Below are 18,668 nucleotides of genomic sequence, written 5' to 3' on the forward strand. Positions count from 1 at the left end.
TTGAATTCTGCAATGAGCAACGAGATTATTATCGTAACCGATTGATTTTGGCATCTTTAGCCAGTTATATGGGTGCAAGTAAATAGTAGGTTGGTATCACTTGATAACCAAAATGCACTTTAAGCTTAGACTCCCATAACTTGAAATTACCAGGCCTGGTATGCCCTATAGCAAATTAAATTTTGTGAGCAGAGGGCTAATCCAAAAAATCAAATTTCATAAATGCTTTTAAAGCGCCTTGTTATCCAAAACAACATATTCATTAAAAACATATTTAATACTTAATAAGCTTTATTTATTACAAAAAAACCCATAAAATCAAAGACATTGCTTAATTTTAATTAAAGGCTTCTACATGCTTCCCTCTATTTACACTCAAATAAAACGCCATCACCTTTTAACATTTACTGTTTTATTTGCCCTTTCTTCGCATGTATATGCAGATTCAGAAGACTATCAAACTGCATTATCTCTATTTAAAAAAACAATCTTATACACAAGCTTATAAAGCCTTTTCAAAGCTGGTTGAAAACGATTATGCGTCCATTGATTACAGCTTTTATTTAGCCCGCACAGCAACCATTCTTAATAAGCCCGATGAAGCAATTACCGCTTATGAACGAATTTTAATTCTGAAACCCGACCACACAAAATCTAAAATTGAACTCGGTAAATTGTATTTTAATCAAGGGGATTTTACTCAAGCTGAAACGTACTTCCATGCGGCTCAAGCCGATACCGTTACAGAAGCGGTTAGCAATGATATTAATACATACCTAGCCAAAATTGAGAGTACAAAGAAAAAATCATCACTCGATGGTACTTTGATTTTTGGTATAGGCTATGACAGCAATGTGAATGTCTCACCAGAGGCCTCTTCTTGGTTTGTACCGTCTAATAATCAAAACTTTAATAATGCGTCTAATCAAGTAGAAAACGTATATAACCAACAAGTAGGAATCGTAAATCATTACTATGACGCCACGTCTAAATATGGCTTTGTAATCAAAAACAGCTTACTAGGTTTGAACAAATCAATACCTGGTGAAAGTGATTACAATATTCAGTATTTACGTTATAAACCCGCTTTAATTTTTAAATACAAAGCCTATAAAATAGAGACGGCTTTACAATACGACACCATGCGTTATGGCGGTGATGCTTATTTAGAAACGTATGGTTTTGCCCCTAAAATTTCTCGCGAACTCAGCCCTTCTAGTTTAATTTCCGTACAAGCAAAATTATTCGTAAAAAACTATTTACAGCAAACCGACCAAGCACTCGATGCCCAGTACAGTGAATTAGGATTAAATTACTACAAACAATTTACGCCAACCACCACATGGCACGCTGGTGTAGATATTATGCAAGAAAGAGCCGATAAAAATGGAACCTTAGATGTTTCGAATAATATGGCATTACTCACAGCAGGCTTGATTCATCAATACTCAGCAAGTGTACGGTTAGGCGCTCAACTTCAATACAGCAATAAAAACTATCTCGATAACAATCCATTCTTTTTAAGTAAGCGAGAAGATAATTATTTAAGGGCTTCGGTAGACATATCAAAAGATCTAAATAAAGATTTATCCTTACAACTTAGAACTTCGTATGTCGATAACAAATCTAACCAAGATGCCTACTCATACAATAAAAACGTGTTTCTTTTGAACCTAATTAAACGTTTTTAAGGAGTAATTAAAATGAAATCCATTATTTTTATATTATGTTTTTTTATAGGATCAGAAGCTTACGCCTCCATTGGTAAGGTTTCAGCCCTAAGTGGTAATGCATTAATTGAACGAAACCAGCAAAAAATTGATGCCGCTATTGGTTCTCCAATAATGAAAAAAGACACCGTAGTAACCCTCGATGCAACGAAAATGCAGATGGTATTTATCGATAAAACGGTCATTACCTTGGGTAAAAACACTCGTTTTGATATTAGCACTTATTCATTAAATGATAGTGACGAGCCAAAAGTGGCGTTTTCTCTTGCTAAAGGCTTTATGAAGTCGGTTACAGGTAAAATTGGCAAACTTGCTCCCCAACGTTTCAAAATCAAAACCAAAGATGCCGTTATTGGCATTAGAGGCACCACTTTTACGCTTGAAACCAATGACAAATTTACCCGTTTAAGTACGCTTAAAGGTGCTACCTATTACCAAGATAATAAAACACAAATTATTTACGAAGTACCTAAAAACAAAACGTTATTGTTTAACCGTACTACGCATCAAATTAAAATTACCAATATCACAGCTAACAACACTCGTTTAATTCAATCAGAAAACGATGCTTCTTCCTTACAAAACTCAATAAAAGAGGTAGAAAGCATTCAGCAAATGAATGAACAAAATGAGAAAATGAAACAAATGTATCCGTAATGGATGCATTCATATTTTTTCATAAAAGCCTATTTCTAGCTCAAACTAAAATAGAGTTTTTTAAACACCTAACTCCATTCCAACCAAAGCCATTTTAAGAGTTTCAAACCGCCTTAACAAAATACACCGCTGGTTAAATACTTGTAATGAAAAACATATGATATTTACTTTAAAGCCTGTAAACACTATATTAAACAGTATCCTACTAATTTTAACGGCATTATTGAACATACAAATGAGCCCTAAAGTCACTTGTTAACATTTAAAATCGTTTAAAGTTCACCCAAAACCAAAAGAGTAAGGGAAAGTAACATGATTAAGGTATTAGGCGCATCAGGCTCACTTGGCAAGGACAAGTCCTGCATCTCTTTTCAACTGAATGAAAACGCGATTATTGATGCAGGGAATGTCATAAGAGTCTTACGTGAACACAGTTTTAAAATTGACCAAGTGTTCTTAACTCACGCCCATTTTGATCATATTATTGACTTACCTTTTTTAATAGAAACTTATTTTAATCATCGTCAAAAACCACTTCAGGTTTATGCTTTAAAAGACACCATTGATGCCCTAAAAAACCACCTTTTTAATGGAATTATTTGGCCTAAGTTTCACGAAATTAATCACCCTAAACTACACACTCCATTACTCTCGTTTCACGAGATCGCTCTAGGTGAAACGATTCAAGCCCAAGATATAAGCGTAACGCCCATACCTGCCGACCATGTTAAAGGGGCTTGTGGTTACTTAATAAAAAAAGACAATATTGGTTGTGTAATTAGTGGTGACAGCTATATTAAACCAGAAACCGCGCATCTTATTAATCGAGATACAAGCATAAAATGCCTGTTTATTGATGTGTCTTTTCCGTCAAAACTAAAAGCATTAGCTAGCGCAAGTAAACACCTTACACCTCAAATTTTACAATCGTTTTTACAGCAAATAGACCGCTCTATTCATGTTTATCCTTACCATTTAAAGCCATCTTTTGAAGAACAAATTATCAATGAATTAAACCAATTAGATTTTGCTCCTCACTCTATTAATCCACTTCAAGAGGGTGATGAACTTAGGATTAAAAATGGCCAATTGCAACGTACTGAGCACTCTAAAATTGCATCAGAAGCAACCAATAATCAACTGCAATCGTTGCTCACTACCGCTCAAGCGCTTTCTTCTGAAACCAATGTAAATAAATTGTTAGAGCTTATTTTGCAAGAAGCAATGGATTTTTCTCATGCTGATGCAGGTACACTTTACCAATTATCAGAAGATCAAAATGAGCTTGTATTTACAGTAGTAAATAATCGCAGTCTTGATATACAAATGGGAGGAACAGCCGAACCCATAACTTGGCACAACCTACCTCTTAAGCTTGCTGATAGTGCGCCTAACGACCAAATGGTAGCCACATTTTGTGCCAATCATAAACAAATTGTTCATATTGAATCTGTGTATGACAATGAAAATTTTAATTTTGAAGGCACTAAGAAATTTGATGCGACAACAGGCTATCATTCACAATCAATGTTGGTGTTACCTCTACTCAATTCAAATCAAGAATTAGTGGGCGTTTTACAACTCATTAATAAGCTCGATGACCATGGGCAAAATATTGCCTTTACAGAAGCGGATAAACAAAACGCCTTAGCTTTAGCCTCTCAAGCGGCCATATCACTCACAAACAGTTTATTAATTAAAGATTTAGAAAAGTTATTTGAATCCGTTATTGGCACCATTACTAAAGCGTTTGATGAAAAATGCTCTTTTACTGGTGGTCATGTTCGTCAGGTTTCTGAATTATCACAAATTATTGCGCACGGCATTTCAAATGACCAAACCGTGTATAAAGATGTGCATTACAGTACAGATAACTTTCATGAAATTAAAATTGCGGCTTTACTGCATGATGTTGGCAAAATTGCCACGCCTGAATTTATTATGCAAAAATCCACTAAACTTGAAAAAGTATATGACCGCATTGAAACAATTCAAAATCGCATAGAGATTGCTAAACGTGATGCCAAAATTGCTTTATTAGAAAGCCAATTGTCTGCCAAAAATCCTGCTTTTAGCCAAGAAGATTATGAAAATAGGTTAAAACAATTAGACGATGATTTTGCCTTTTTAAAAACCTGTAATAAAGGGCGTGCTCCTCTGTCAAACGAGGATATTGCCAAGATTAATCAAATTGCCCAACAGCATGTCACAATTAATGACCAGGCCTGCCAAATCATAAATGACGATGAACTCATGAATTTATTGATACGTGCAGGTACTCTAAACCAAGAAGAACGTGAAAAGATTATGGATCACGCTCGAGTATCGCTTGAAATTTTAAGCACATTGCCGTTTCCTAAAAAATACAAAAACGTAGTACATATTGCGGCAAATCATCACGAAAAACTAGACGGTTCAGGATACCCAAGAGGGTTAAAAGAAGCGGATATTGTATTAGAAGATAGAATTTTAATATTAGCCGATTTATATGAAGCGCTGTCGTCTCAGTATAGACCTTATAAAAAGCCAAATCCCTTATCACAAATTTTTAACATTCTCTGCTCAATGGCCAATGAAGGTCAAATCGATAAAACATTGCTAAAATTCTTTTATGAAAGCGGGACTTATAAGCATTACAATCAGTTTTTAAATGAACAGCAAATTGACCAAATTCAGCTCAACTTAGACGATTAAAAATCAACGAAATTTTAAAATTCCTACATTTTTTTATATTTCAAAATAAGTTTTTGAGCATTCTCTGGTCAAAATATTTTTTTTATTTAAAATTGCTTTATTATAAAACCAATTCTGTCCCTATATTTTCTACCCAAAATCCGTTTGAAACCGAGGTCAACGTGATTAAAGTTATTATGCTGCTCATCACACTAGGGCTTATGCTCTCAGGTTGCAGCCAAAAACAAGAGCCACCTCTTAAAATTATTACTAATGCGTGGATTGGTTATTCACCGTTATTTTATGCAAAAGAAAAAGGTTGGCTTAAAGAGCATAATATTGAGCTCTCTGTCTTGGTTTCTTTAGGTGAAAGTATGATGACTTATCGCTTAGGCGGGTTTAATGGTGTAACTGGTACGCAGTACGAATACCAAAAACTAAACAGTCAAAATTATAATTTAGTACCCATAATTATGTTTGATCGCTCAAATGGTGGCGATATGGTCATGAGTAATCAATCTCTTAGCCAATTAAAAGACTCAACCACCTCTATTGATGTCTATTTAGAAACCAATTCAATAAACGCCTTAGTCTTTAAGGATTTTATAAAAGCCTTTAATCTTTCAGATAAAAAATTTCATTTCATCAATAAAAATCAGCTCAAAATTCTAACTCAAATTAAACAAAACACACCAAGTAAACCAACGATAGTAGTCACTTATGTTCCTTACAATTTTGAACTTGCTCAAAAAGGATTTAAAGTACTTGAATCCACTCGTAATGATTCAAGCTTAATTGTTTTAGACGCCTTATTTGTCAATAAAGATACCTTAGATAATCGTCTCGCTGATTTAAAAGACCTAAAACAGATTATCAATAAAGCCTTACAACATTTACAAGAAAACCCACAAGAATTTTATAATGTGGTAAAACCTTATCTTGCTACAACGCCAAGCTATCAAGACTTTAAAAACGGGCTACAAGATATTAAATGGTTAAATAAACCTATCCCTGATCCATTACAATTAAAAATGAATCAAATGAACTTTGAAACTCGGTATTTATTGTAATATGCTCACTATTAATCGCTTTTTAAGTATTTTATTTTTGCTTACCGTTTCAGCGCTATACGGTTCATTTATTATCTATTATATTGATGAACAAAAAACCAAAGCAAGCATGATTAACGAGGACTTTAACCGCGTATTGCATGAAACAGCCTACACAATTACCACTGAACTCAATAATCTAAACAATATTAATAATTTTAGAGCTTTGCTCGATCGCAAGGTTGTGCAAAACCCTCTTATATCTGCTTTGGCTATTTTCAAAGGTCAAACACCCATTATAAGTACTGATCCTGATATTCGTCAGCCGCCCAACAACACTCAAGATCACATAGCAAACTCACAGCCAGTATTAGAGGCCATATTAAATAATAAAGTACATCAATTAAATTTTGAAATTTACCCACAGAATCAAACAGTAAAGCTAAATATTTACCTTTTTGCCAATCAAGCTAAGATAGAGAGTTATTTTTCTAATGCATTGGAAAAATATGTCATGTATTTCATTATACCTACCCTGCTTATTTCACTGATTTTGTATTGGTTATTACAGGCGTTATTGGTTAAACCTTTAGAAAAACTAAAATTCTTTGCCTATTATCATAATAAAGTGCCTGACCCACTAAAAATTAAAGAATTAGAATCTATTCGTAGCTCTATGTTACAAACGTTTCAACTCTTAACAAAAGAAACCAAAGCCTTATACCATTCGGCCAGAACCGATGCCCTTAGCGAACTACCCAATCGTTTTCAGTTAAATGAACGCTTAACATGGCTTATTAAAGAATCAGAACGCGAAAACAAAGACTTTGCTTACCTATTTTTAGATATTGATAACTTTAAAAAAATAAACGATACATTAGGACATGATGCTGGCGATGAAATAGTGATTAATGTTTCTAAAATCATGCTTGCTGAACTTAGAGGCTATGACATTATTGCCCGTGTTGGCGGTGATGAATTTGTGATTATTATTAACAAATACCAAAACCATATTGAATTAAGCCATATTATTGAAAGAGTACTTTCTAGCGTTTCGCAAGACCAATTTGTGCGTAATCAACTCATTAACATATCTGCCAGTATTGGTGTGGCCTTCTATCCAAAAGATGGAACTAATGGTCAAGAGTTAATGAAAAACGCGGATATTGCCATGTATGAAGCAAAAAAACTGGGTAAAAATCAATATCACTATTTTACAGAAGCGCTTAATCATAAAATATTAGCCGAGGTCAGTTTAGAAGCTGAATTACGTCAAGCACTACAAAATCAAGAGTTTGAGCTTTACTATCAGCCAAAAGTTTCTACAAAAGATTCAACGATTATTGGGCTAGAGTGTTTAGTACGTTGGAACCATCCTACCAAGGGGGTTATTCCACCTTTTGACTTTATACCCACGGCAGAACTGAGTGGATTAATTTTGCCTTTAGGTGACTGGATTTTACAAGAAGCCTTAGAACATCAACTTGAATGGAACAAAAAATATAATATTCAGCTTCCAGTTTCAGTAAATGTATCTGCACTGCAATTCAGCCACAAAAACTTCTTTAGCAAGTTGCAAACACTACTTCATAACTTAAATTTTCCAGCCCATTGTTTAGATATTGAAATCACAGAATCGGTACTGATGAAAAATACCGAGCAACACTTAAATACCCTCAAAAAAATACGTGGCCTAGGTTCAACCGTCTCTTTAGATGACTTTGGTACTGGCTATTCTTCACTGGCCTACCTTAAAACATTCCCAATCAATATTTTAAAAATTGATAAATCCTTTATGGTTGATTTTGAAACAACGTCTGGCGCAATTTTTATAGAAACCATTGTCAATATGGCGCACAATTTAAAAATTGATGTCATTGCCGAAGGGGTAGAAACACAAGCACAACTCGACTTCTTAAAAAGTGTTCAATGCGAATCTTACCAAGGGTATTTTTGCAGTAAGCCCGTACCTGAAAAAGAGTTTCTTAAACTTGTTCAAAACAAATGTTCAAACGAAACCTCTTAAATCAAAACAGTGTTGCTTAAAGTAGAACAAATCTAATCTGTATAGCTAACTACCAGGCCTGGTAGAAATGAGAATCAATACATCTTGCATTTTGGTAAATACAACATAAAATCAAAACTATTACTGAATAACATGGATAGTTTTTAATGCATACAACCTTATTATGGTTAACCCCAATCATTTTGCTTTTTAGCCAATTAAGCTTTGCTAATGCAAAACCACCTATTCAAATTATTGCCTATAAAGCCAATTTGCAGTCAGAATCCCAGCAATTAAAAGCTTTGGGAGAATTACAGGCTCAACACTCTATACAAATTGCAGCCAATGTCACTGACACCATTAGCAAAATACATTTTAAAGCCGGTGACATTGTTAGCAAAGGTCAACTGCTCGTAGAACTAAACGATAGACAAGAGCAAGCCGAATTAAAACAAATTAAAGTCTCAGAACAAGAAGCGTATGCTCAGTATCAACGTGTAAAAAAAGCCCTAAAAAGTAATACCGTTACGCAATCGGTTGTAGACGAAAAATACCGCGATTGGCAAACCGCCATTGCTCAACGCCAAACGCAAGAAGCTATTTTGGCAAACTACAAAATTAAGGCGCCATTTAATGGTCAATTGGGCATTACACCCTATTCAGTTGGTGCTATTTTGCCCGAGCAAACCAGCATTGTAAGTTTAGACGACATCAGTCAAATGCGTTTAGACCTCTATTTACCCATTAAATATTTAGAATTTTTAGCACCTGGCCTTGAAGTTTCTATTGAATCCGATGCCTTTCCAAATAAAATCTTTAGTGGCAAAATCTCCGCTATCTCACCCAGATTAGAAAGCTCAGTTCGTTTAATACAAGTTCAAGCCATTATTCCCAATCAAAACGGATTATTGCGCACCAATATGGTGGTAAATGCCAAAATTAATTTACCCAATAAAGTAAGCTTAATTGTGCCTAATACTGCGGTATTAATGCTAGGTGATCGTGAATTTGTATATAAACTCACACCCAGTAAAGACGGGCTTTACAAAGCCACAAAACTCGAAGTAGAAACCGGCGAAATTGGCACAACGAACATGGAAATTCTATCGGGTTTGCAGGCGGGCGATATTGTGGTTAGCCAAGGTGTTATGCGTGTAAACAGCAAAGCGCCAATTAAAATAAAAGCCATGCAAAATGATAAAACACAAGCCGAACTTTTAGCCCCTACCAGGCCTGGTAAAACTGATTTAAAACAAAGCCAAGGGCAATAAAACATGTGGTTATCTGATACTTCTGTAAAACGCCCAATCTTAGCCACGGTTGCTTCTTTATTATTATTGGCTTTTGGCCTTATGGCCTTTGACCGCATGAGCTTGCGTGAATACCCCAATGTTGACGCCCCGATTGTGAATATCGACACCAGTTATTTGGGTGCTTCAGCCCAAGTCGTTGAAAACCGCATTACCAAACTCATTGAAAATCAAATATCTGGTGTATCAGGAATCCAATACATCGAATCTACCAGTAGCGACGGTCGCTCACGTATTAAAGTTGAGTTCTCAATTGACCGCGATATTGATGATGCCGCTAACGACATTCGTGACCGTGTAGCACGTATATCGGACGATCTACCCGAACAAGCCACCGCCCCCGAAGTTGAAAAAGTAGATGGCGATGAAAACGTCATTATGTGGTTTAACCTATCCAGCGACCAAATGACCGTACCGCAATTAACCGACTACGCTGAACGCTATTTGGTTGACCGTTTTTCAGTGCTCGATGGTGTCGCCCGTGTGCGAGTGGGTGGTGGCCAATCTTATGCTATCCGTATTTGGCTTAATCCAAAACAAATGGCACTCTACGGCGTAACCACAACCGATATAGAAAACAAATTAAAAGCCTCAAACGTAGAGCTACCTATTGGCTCTTTGCAAGGCGATCAAATCCTGTTTACCCTACAAGCCGACAAACCCTTAAACAGTATTGATAATTTAAAAAAACTTATTATCAAACAAAACAAACAAATTGGTCAGCTCACCTTACAGGATGTGGCCGAGGTTAAATTAGGCGCTATTGAACGACGTCGTTTATTTAGAGGTAACGGCGTACCCATGGTAGGCATTGGGATTATTAAACAGTCCAACGCCAACACCTTAACCGTGGCCGAACTAGCAAGAGAACGTAAAGAGACAATTAATCAAAACCTGCCAGAAGGGCTAAAATTAAACGATAGTTATGACTCATCAATTTTTGTTCAAGAATCGGTTAACGAGGTATATAAAACACTCTTTATTGCTTTAGGTTTAGTGGCCTTAGTTATGCTGGTATTTTTAAGAAGCTGGCGTTTAGCCCTAGTGCCCATGGTTACGCTGCCCGTTTCCTTAATTGCCACCTTTGGTATTTTATGGACTTTAGATTTTTCTATTAACCTACTTACTTTATTGGCTCTAGTTTTAGCCATTGGTTTAGTCGTGGACGATGCCATAGTAGTATTAGAAAACACTCAGCGCCATATAGATAAAGGCCATTCACCCATTGCCGCCGCTTACTTAGGCACACGTCAAGTTGGTTTTGCGGTCGTTGCCACAACTCTAACCCTTGTAGCCGTGTTTTTACCGATTGCCTTTATGGAAGGTCAAATAGGCCGTCTTTTCTCAGAATTTGCCATTACACTCGCCGTGGCGGTACTGTTTTCGAGCTGGGTCGCTTTAACCTTATCGCCCGCTTTAGCCTCTGTGCTTTTAAAGCCTAGAAAACCCGCTGCTAAAGAGGTAAAAAACCCAGATTCTAAACATAATTCTAAACCGCCACACTTCTTTAAAAAGCTATTAATTAAAAGTTTACGCCATTCCTGGATCAGTGTTTTGGTCTTTATAGGTCTTGTTGGAACAGGCGTCTATTTTGCCAGCGATGTGCCCAAAGAATATGTGCCAAAAGAAGATCGTGGTGCCTTTTTTGTTATGGTAAAAGGCCCTGAAGGCGCGACTTACGAATACATGCAAAGCTACATGACTGAAATTGAAGAACGCCTAATGCCACTGGTAGATAACGGCGAAGCCAAACGTTTATTAATACGTGCGCCAAGATCATTTAGCAGCACCGAAATTTTTAATACTGGTTTTGTTGTTGTGGTGTTAGAAGACTGGTCAAAACGCCGTTCTGCCTATGTCATTATGAACGAAATTAAGAAAAAACTGGCCGATTTAACAGGCGTAAAAGCCATACCCGTTATGCGTTCACCCATAGGTGGCCGAATTCAAAAACCTGTGCAATTCGTTATTGGTGGTTCAAGTTATGAAGAGCTACAAAAATGGCAAGGCATGATGAATCTAGCCATCCAAGAAAACAATCCAGGCCTAGTCGGTTTAGATTGGGATTATGAACCAAATAAGCCAGAAATACGCTTACATATTGATTATGACAAATCGGCCGCTTTAGGCATTACACAACAAGATATTACTGAAACCTTGCAAACGCTACTTGGTAGTAAAAAAGTCACCACTTACCAATACAAAGGTGAAGAAATTGATATCTATCTCAAGGCTGACCATAAATGGTTTACCTCGCCCAAAGATTTAGACAGCATTTATCTACGATCTGCCACCACCGATAAAATGGTACCGCTCTCGTCCGTAATTAGCTATACAACATCAGGCGTGGCTTCAACTCTAAATCGATATAACCGCGTAAGATCCATGACGCTCTCTGCCAACTTACAGGACGGTTATTCACTTGATCAAGCCCTAGATTTTCTTAATAAAATCACCCGTGCAACCTTACCGCCAGAAGCCATTATTGACTACAAAGGGCAATCAAGAGATTTTAAAACCAGCTCAAACGCCTTTTATATGGTCTTTATTTTAGGTATTTTGGTTATATTCTTAGTATTAGCTGCGCAATTTGAGAGCTTTATTCACCCAATGGTCATATTGCTCACCGTGCCATTAGCATTAGTTGGTGGTTTATTTGCCCTGCTCGCCTTTAATATGACATTAAATATTTACAGTCAAATAGCCCTGGTATTACTACTTGGTTTGGCCACCAAAAACGGTATTTTAATTGTAGAATTTACCAACCAATTGCGTGACAAAGGCTACAACACCTACCACGCTTTAGTGTCGGCAACACAACTGCGTTTACGCCCCATTTTAATGACTGCAATCACCACCATTGCAGGTACACTTCCGCTTATATTCTCAAGCGGAGCAGGTGCAGAAACTCGCTATATTTTAGGGATTGTGCTGTTCTTTGGTGTGGCGTTTTCAACCTTGCTTAGCCTGTTTATTATTCCAAGTGCCTACGCAATCATGGCCAAAAACAGCGGCTCACCATTAGCCTCAACTCATAAACTAGAAAAAGCCCTAGCAGAGAAATAGTCGCATTAAATCAACCAGTGTTTGGTACTTAATACCCAAACACTGGCTCTTCTACATTTTATCTAAAACTGAATCTAATCCCTTAACATGAATCTTTCATGGTTAATAAATAACCAATTTAAACCGCCACTTGATTTGTATTAAGCATTTTATAAACCGCCATTTTAATCGCATCATTCACTAAGAACCAAACCACGGCATACAGCCAAATATATAAAGCGTATTCCCAACCAATTGGCGTAATTAAAACACCATACACCGCCATAATGGTGGCAATGATTTCTGTTCCAAAAGTCGCCATTAACAGTAATGGAGATGGCCACGGGCTTTTCCAAAACCAATCATTTGTACGAGTAACATAAATGGTACTGTGGCCTGCAATAATCAATTTTAAAAACAAAAGACTTTGAATTAACTCAACACTTAACCCTTGTTCTCGTAAAAAGAAATAGAGCATAAAAGAAGAAATTACCCCAGCAACGCCTAGCACAGAAGAAACCGTAAGCAATGAACTTAAATGCCATTTAACAGGCGCTTTACTAATTTTGGTATTGTCATAAGCTATCGCCAAAATAGGGATATCATTTAACAATGCCAATAAAATAATCATTAAGGTCGTAATTGGGTAAAAGTTAAAGAGCAAAATACTCAATGCCATAAACAAAATGATACGAATACTCTCAGCCACCCTAAAAGTAGCGTAACTTTTCATTCTTTCAAACGTAACACGTGCTTGATCAATTGCATTGTTAATAACAGACAGGCCTTGTGACGTTAATACAATATCTGCCGCCGCACGTGCCGCATCAGTCGCATTAGATACGGCAAAACCACAGTCGGCCTTTTTAAGCGCTGGTGCATCATTAACGCCATCACCCGTCATACCCACAATATGATTGGCTTTTTGCAAGTTTTCAATAATTGTGTATTTATCTTCAGGTCGTACTTCTGCAAATATATCCACCGCCTCTAAAGTATCAATTAGCACTGATTCATGAGTGTGAACAAACTCTTGTTCCAAGTTTTGTATATCAAAATTTTGTTCCAAAGCCAGCATAACTTCATCAGAGAATTCTCGTGCTTTAACTTGAGAAACGTCAGGATAAAGCTTTTGATAAATTGCATTACTCAACGCCTTAGCAAAACCAAGCAACTCATGATTGCCTTTACCCGTTAGCTCGCTGGCTCGTAAACTGCGTTGACTTAAACCAAGTCTACGGCCTATTTCTACTGCAATTGCCACGTTATCACCGGTTATCATTTTGACCTGAACACCATTGGCTCGCATTGACTGAATAACCTCAGTCGAATCTTCTCTTTCTGGATCTATTAATGGAATAAGGCCAACCAATTTAATACTGCCATCCAACTCCTTAACGCCAACCGCTAGGGTTCTATACCCTTTATCAGCAAACAGTTTTACACTTTGATTAATTGCAATTAATGCATTTTCTGAAAGATTAGCTAACGCTACAATAACCTGTGCCGCGCCTTTATACACCTCATATTGTTTATCTTGATAAGAAACCTGTGCCGAAGTTTGTTTATTGATAGGGTCAAAAGGTTTAAAACTATGTTGTTGCCATTGTGTCCAATTAGATTGTGGATACTTTTCATCTAAATAATGAAACAGCGGTATCTCTATTGGGTCTTGATTCTCATGTTTAGAAGCCATTACCGCATAAATAAACAGTTCTTCTTCAGTATAGCCTTCAAACACAATAGGCTCGGCCACCTGCATCTCATTTTTAGTTAAAGTACCTGTTTTATCTGAGCAAAATATATCTACCCCAGCCAATTCTTCAATGGCCGTTAATCGAGAAACAATCGCCTTTTTTCTAGCTAATTTTAACGCTCCTACCGCCATTGTTACCGAGAGAACAGCAGGCAGTGCCACAGGAATTGCCGCCACCGTAAGTACCAATGAAAAGCGGGCTATTTCAAAAATATCTTCGCCACGCAATAGGCCAACAACCAATATCATAACCACTAAAATTAAGGTAATAAAAATTAAAAAATTACCAATTTTCATCACCATTTTTTGAAAATGACTACGCTCTTTTAACGACGCTTTAGCAACCAAAGCGACCACTGAATTAAAACGTGTATTACTACCAGTATTAACCACAAAGGCAATCATCTCACCCTGTTTAATCACTGTATTGCTATAACCTACCTCACCTTCACGTTTGGTTACCGGCAACGATTCCCCCGTTAAAGAAGATTCATCAATCGACAAAAAATCACCGCTTAAAAGCTGAACATCTGCCGGAACAACATCACCAATTCGTAAACGAATAATATCGCCAGGCACCAACAGTTTTGCAGCAATACGTTGATACTGACCATCACGTAATACTCGTACTTCTTGGGTTATTTGTTGTTTTAAAACTTTAAGGGCGTTTAAAGCACGATGCTCCTGAAAAAAATCAAGCAACACATTGATAAGTAACATAATGATAATGACCGTAAAATCCTCCCACTTTTGCAAAAAAGCAGAAAGTATTGCGGCAGTTTCAATCATCCAAGGAATTGGCCCCCAAAAACGCTTAATAAAACGGTGCCAAAGAGGATCTTCTTTTTCTGTGATTTGATTAGCCCCATAGCGAGCTAAACGCTGCTGGGCTTCTGTGGAGGATAAACCGTCTTTTAAGTTAACTTGAAAATCCGAGAGTGAATCTTCGATACGATGGTTAAGGTAATAATCGGTATTTTAATCTCTGTGCTATTCATTAAGATAACTCCAAGATAAAACTAATATTGCCTTTGATTTTACACCCAACCTAAAAGACAAAAAAATAGTTTACGTGAAGAAATTTAAAACATAAAAATAAACCGCTAAATCATGATGTTAATCAACTTTATAATCGTTAAATAAATCCCACATAAGTCATTATTTTTAAAACTGCCTGTGCGGCAGTGAACATTGGCAAGCATTATTTTTTCTGGGTTCGCATTTTCTAAGCTGCCTGTGCGGCAGTGAACTACAGCTAATATTACACGGTTGGTTCACATCATTTCTAAGCTGCCTGTGCGGCAGTGAACAAATCTGAAAAGTCATCTTTGGTAGATGAAGATTTCTAAGCTGCCTGTTCGGCAGTGAACGGTGTGATGATTGGAAATGCAATAGTTTATTGCTTCTAAGCTGCCTGTTCGGCAGTGAACTAGAGGCATCTCTTCAACCTTCATGGGGTAAACTTCTAAGCTGCCTGTGCGGCAGTGAACATATTCCAGTGCTTGGCTTGGTTGGCGGTGCATTTCTAAGCTGCCTGTGCGGCAGTGAACACTGCTTAGTAGTGTCCATTCTTGTTTCTCCTTTTCTAAGCTGCCTGTGCGGCAGTGAACCACAATTTCAAACTCAAGTAAAAAATCAATACTTTCTAAGCTGCCTGTGCGGCAGTGAACTAACATTAAACATATTGTCATACTCAACATGATTTCTAAGCTGCCTGTGCGGCAGTGAACAAACCCATCAATGCGAGTCATTAATTCCATACTTTCTAAGCTGCCTGTGCGGCAGTGAACAAAGTTTTACCTCGCATAATTCAAGACCAAATTTTCTAAGCTGCCTGTGCGGCAGTGAACAAGCTTGAATGGGTAGAGGACGAAATCTAAATTTTCTAAGCTGCCTGTGCGGCAGTGAACTAAAGGTGACAGACGAACATCCTTTTTATGTAATTTCTAAGCTGCCTGTGCGGCAGTGAACTTATCCAATTCTCTGATGAAGACATCAACAATATTTTCTAAGCTGCCTGTGCGGCAGTGAACTGCACCAATGACGCCAGTTGTACTAAATGTTGTTTCTAAGCTGCCTGTGCGGCAGTGAACATTTGGGCATTGATGGGGTGTTAAATGCAATTTTTCTAAGCTGCCTGTGCGGCAGTGAACATGCTGTACCTCCTTTGGGGAATACATTTAGCTTTCTAAGCTGCCTGTGCGGCAGTGAACGCAGCTCGCCATCGTCAATATCACAAACACCATTTCTAAGCTGCCTGTGCGGCAGTGAACATCAAGCTATACAACCGTTGTTAAGCTTAGTATTTCTAAGCTGCCTGTGCGGCAGTGAACGGTGCAGCAGGTGCGTTAGCCGTTGCAGGTTGTTTCTAAGCTGCCTGTGCGGCAGTGAACCACATTCTATGTTGTTTAAGAGTTGATACTTTTTTCTAAGCTGCCTGTGCGGCAGTGAACAATGCAGAATTTAAAGCATCGCCCGTGCTTTTTTTCTAAGCTGCCTGTGCGGCAGTGAACATGCTAAAGATATGGTTATTCCAGGGGCGTTATTTCTAAGCTGCCTGTGCGGCAGTGAACTAACCGTAGCACAAGCTTTGGTTAAAAATGCGTTTCTAAGCTGCCTGTGCGGCAGTGAACGTGAGATGGTTTTTACAGTTTTAATTTTAATCTTTCTAAGCTGCCTGTGCGGCAGTGAACTGGATTGGTTTGTTGTTTTTTATGCTGATGGTTTTCTAAGCTGCCTGTGCGGCAGTGAACTAGTCGTTGTAGTTGTTCGAGAACCCCTAGTATTTCTAAGCTGCCTGTGCGGCAGTGAACTAATGTATTGGTGGGTACGGGTATGGCTGTAGTTTCTAAGCTGCCTGTGCGGCAGTGAACATCCCGTTTGTGCAATTGGGCGAACGGTCTAATTTCTAAGCTGCCTGTGCGGCAGTGAACGAACCCAAGTCTCTAAATTAATCCGAGAAGAATTTCTAAGCTGCCTGTGCGGCAGTGAACCGGCCGTGATACTCGGTGCGAATTGGAGCAATTTTCTAAGCTGCCTGTGCGGCAGTGAACAAGTCTTTAAATTTAACGGCAAGCGATACTCTTTTCTAAGCTGCCTGTGCGGCAGTGAACGCACTCACCTGGAGTGATGTAGATTTAATACATTTCTAAGCTGCCTGTGCGGCAGTGAACGATGCCAGTTCTTCTTGTGTGGGTCCTGGTGTTTTTCTAAGCTGCCTGTGCGGCAGTGAACTTTGGTATTTTGTTGGTTGCCACCAGTGGTTTTTTCTAAGCTGCCTGTGCGGCAGTGAACCTGTAAAAATGTTAATCACTTCATTCTCTAAATTTCTAAGCTGCCTGTGCGGCAGTGAACGCAAAGACCGTGCTTATTGGTCAACTGGCAAATTTCTAAGCTGCCTGTGCGGCAGTGAACATCAGTTGCAACGGTCGTTAAATTTTTAGCCTTTCTAAGCTGCCTGTGCGGCAGTGAACCAACCGAAGCACAAACCACCGCCGATAAATTATTTCTAAGCTGCCTGTGCGGCAGTGAACCTTGGCTATGCCGTATGGCTCAGTGTTTAATATTTCTAAGCTGCCTGTGCGGCAGTGAACCTAATAGAGATGACGTTGTTTACTCTCCGTTTTTTCTAAGCTGCCTGTGCGGCAGTGAACTTTTTATGGATTTTATTTATCCAAAAATACAATTTCTAAGCTGCCTGTGCGGCAGTGAACAAAACTTTGTTTGATATAACCAAATTTGAACATTTCTAAGCTGCCTGTGCGGCAGTGAACCTCAAGCACAGCCTTTTCTACGGCGCTGTAAATTTCTAAGCTGCCTGTGCGGCAGTGAACCTGCGTTCGTCTCAGCCATATCATCGAGTTTATTTCTAAGCTGCCTGTGCGGCAGTGAACGGATATATTATTTTCCCATCTTGGATGGGAGGTTTCTAAGCTGCCTGTGCGGCAGTGAACTTGCGTCAAAAGTTCCGTTTAGTTGTGCCATTTTTCTAAGCTGCCTGTGCGGCAGTGAACATTGAAATGGAGCCGGCTAAACTCTTTATGTTTTTCTAAGCTGCCTGTGCGGCAGTGAACGTGGTTTTAACAGTCCGTTTATTAGTGTGTTATTTCTAAGCTGCCTGTGCGGCAGTGAACTTTTAAACAAATCCACCAGGCCTGGTGGTTATTTTCTAAGCTGCCTGTGCGGCAGTGAACGACGCCATAAGTTTAGAGCATGCTGGCTACCATTTTCTAAGCTGCCTGTGCGGCAGTGAACTGCCATACAGTGCATACAATTTTGATTTTAGATTTCTAAGCTGCCTGTGCGGCAGTGAACAATTTTATCGTGGCGATTGGTGGCAACCACCTTTTCTAAGCTGCCTGTGCGGCAGTGAACATACCCATTCTGGTGGGAAAAGTGGTGGGAAATTTCTAAGCTGCCTGTGCGGCAGTGAACGCCCTAAGC

General features: G+C 38.3%; 8 protein-coding genes and 1 CRISPR repeat array (1 of these 9 running past the window's edge). Of the genes, 7 read left to right on the forward strand and 1 reads right to left on the reverse strand.

Features of this window, described 5'->3' with window-relative positions; genetic code table 11:
* The first annotated feature begins 437 nt into the window (after positions 1-437).
* The 7 genes from ACYQ0E_RS00120 to ACYQ0E_RS00150 all read left to right on the forward strand — a co-directional run bounded on the left by ACYQ0E_RS00120 (position 438) and on the right by ACYQ0E_RS00150 (position 12,490).
* Positions 438-1,691 carry a surface lipoprotein assembly modifier gene (locus tag ACYQ0E_RS00120; RefSeq protein WP_460186237.1) on the forward strand — a complete coding sequence of 418 codons (1,254 nt, stop codon included), beginning with the start codon at positions 438-440 and terminating at the stop codon, positions 1,689-1,691.
* 12 nt (positions 1,692-1,703) lie between these two features.
* On the forward strand, positions 1,704-2,387 hold the full coding sequence (locus tag ACYQ0E_RS00125; RefSeq protein WP_460186238.1) for a FecR family protein: 684 nt from the start codon (positions 1,704-1,706) through the stop codon (positions 2,385-2,387).
* Positions 2,388-2,699: 312 nt separating this feature from the next.
* Positions 2,700-5,081, forward strand: coding sequence for an HD domain-containing phosphohydrolase (locus ACYQ0E_RS00130; protein ID WP_460186239.1), 2,382 nt, complete (start codon positions 2,700-2,702; stop codon positions 5,079-5,081).
* A gap of 161 nt (positions 5,082-5,242) precedes the next feature.
* Positions 5,243-6,130: an ABC transporter substrate-binding protein gene (locus ACYQ0E_RS00135; protein ID WP_460186240.1), complete on the forward strand. Its 888-nt coding sequence runs from the start codon at positions 5,243-5,245 to the stop codon at positions 6,128-6,130.
* A 1-nt stretch (position 6,131) separates the two neighbouring features.
* Positions 6,132-8,135: a putative bifunctional diguanylate cyclase/phosphodiesterase gene (locus ACYQ0E_RS00140; protein WP_460186241.1), complete on the forward strand. Its 2,004-nt coding sequence runs from the start codon at positions 6,132-6,134 to the stop codon at positions 8,133-8,135.
* Between the two features lie 146 nt (positions 8,136-8,281).
* The gene (locus ACYQ0E_RS00145; RefSeq protein ID WP_460186242.1) at positions 8,282-9,385 is read left to right on the forward strand and encodes an efflux RND transporter periplasmic adaptor subunit; all 1,104 of its coding nucleotides are present in this window, start codon (positions 8,282-8,284) and stop codon (positions 9,383-9,385) included.
* A 3-nt stretch (positions 9,386-9,388) separates the two neighbouring features.
* Entirely contained in the window at positions 9,389-12,490 is a 3,102-nt protein-coding gene (locus tag ACYQ0E_RS00150; protein WP_460186243.1) for an efflux RND transporter permease subunit, read from the forward strand.
* Positions 12,491-12,608: 118 nt separating this feature from the next.
* Here the strand turns inward: ACYQ0E_RS00150 and ACYQ0E_RS00155 are convergent, their stop codons facing one another.
* A complete protein-coding gene (locus tag ACYQ0E_RS00155; protein WP_460188682.1) occupies positions 12,609-15,176 on the reverse strand; it encodes a plasma-membrane proton-efflux P-type ATPase in 2,568 nt (855 codons plus the stop codon).
* A 211-nt stretch (positions 15,177-15,387) separates the two neighbouring features.
* Positions 15,388-18,668: direct repeats of the CRISPR family, unit length 28 nt; unit sequence TTTCTAAGCTGCCTGTGCGGCAGTGAAC; it runs 3,832 nt beyond the window's last position.

The organism is Thiomicrorhabdus hydrogeniphila, from assembly GCF_054656895.1.

Bases quoted from the DNA above. Each gene is read 5' to 3' on its own strand.
- ACYQ0E_RS00120 (WP_460186237.1), top strand. From the start codon at position 438: ATGCAGATTCAGAAGACTATCAAACTGCATTATCTCTATTTAAAAAAA.
- ACYQ0E_RS00125 (WP_460186238.1), top strand. From the start codon at position 1,704: ATGAAATCCATTATTTTTATATTATGTTTTTTTATAGGATCAGAAGCT.
- ACYQ0E_RS00130 (WP_460186239.1), top strand. From the start codon at position 2,700: ATGATTAAGGTATTAGGCGCATCAGGCTCACTTGGCAAGGACAAGTCC.
- ACYQ0E_RS00140 (WP_460186241.1), top strand. From the start codon at position 6,132: ATGCTCACTATTAATCGCTTTTTAAGTATTTTATTTTTGCTTACCGTT.
- ACYQ0E_RS00145 (WP_460186242.1), top strand. From the start codon at position 8,282: ATGCATACAACCTTATTATGGTTAACCCCAATCATTTTGCTTTTTAGC.
- ACYQ0E_RS00150 (WP_460186243.1), top strand. From the start codon at position 9,389: ATGTGGTTATCTGATACTTCTGTAAAACGCCCAATCTTAGCCACGGTT.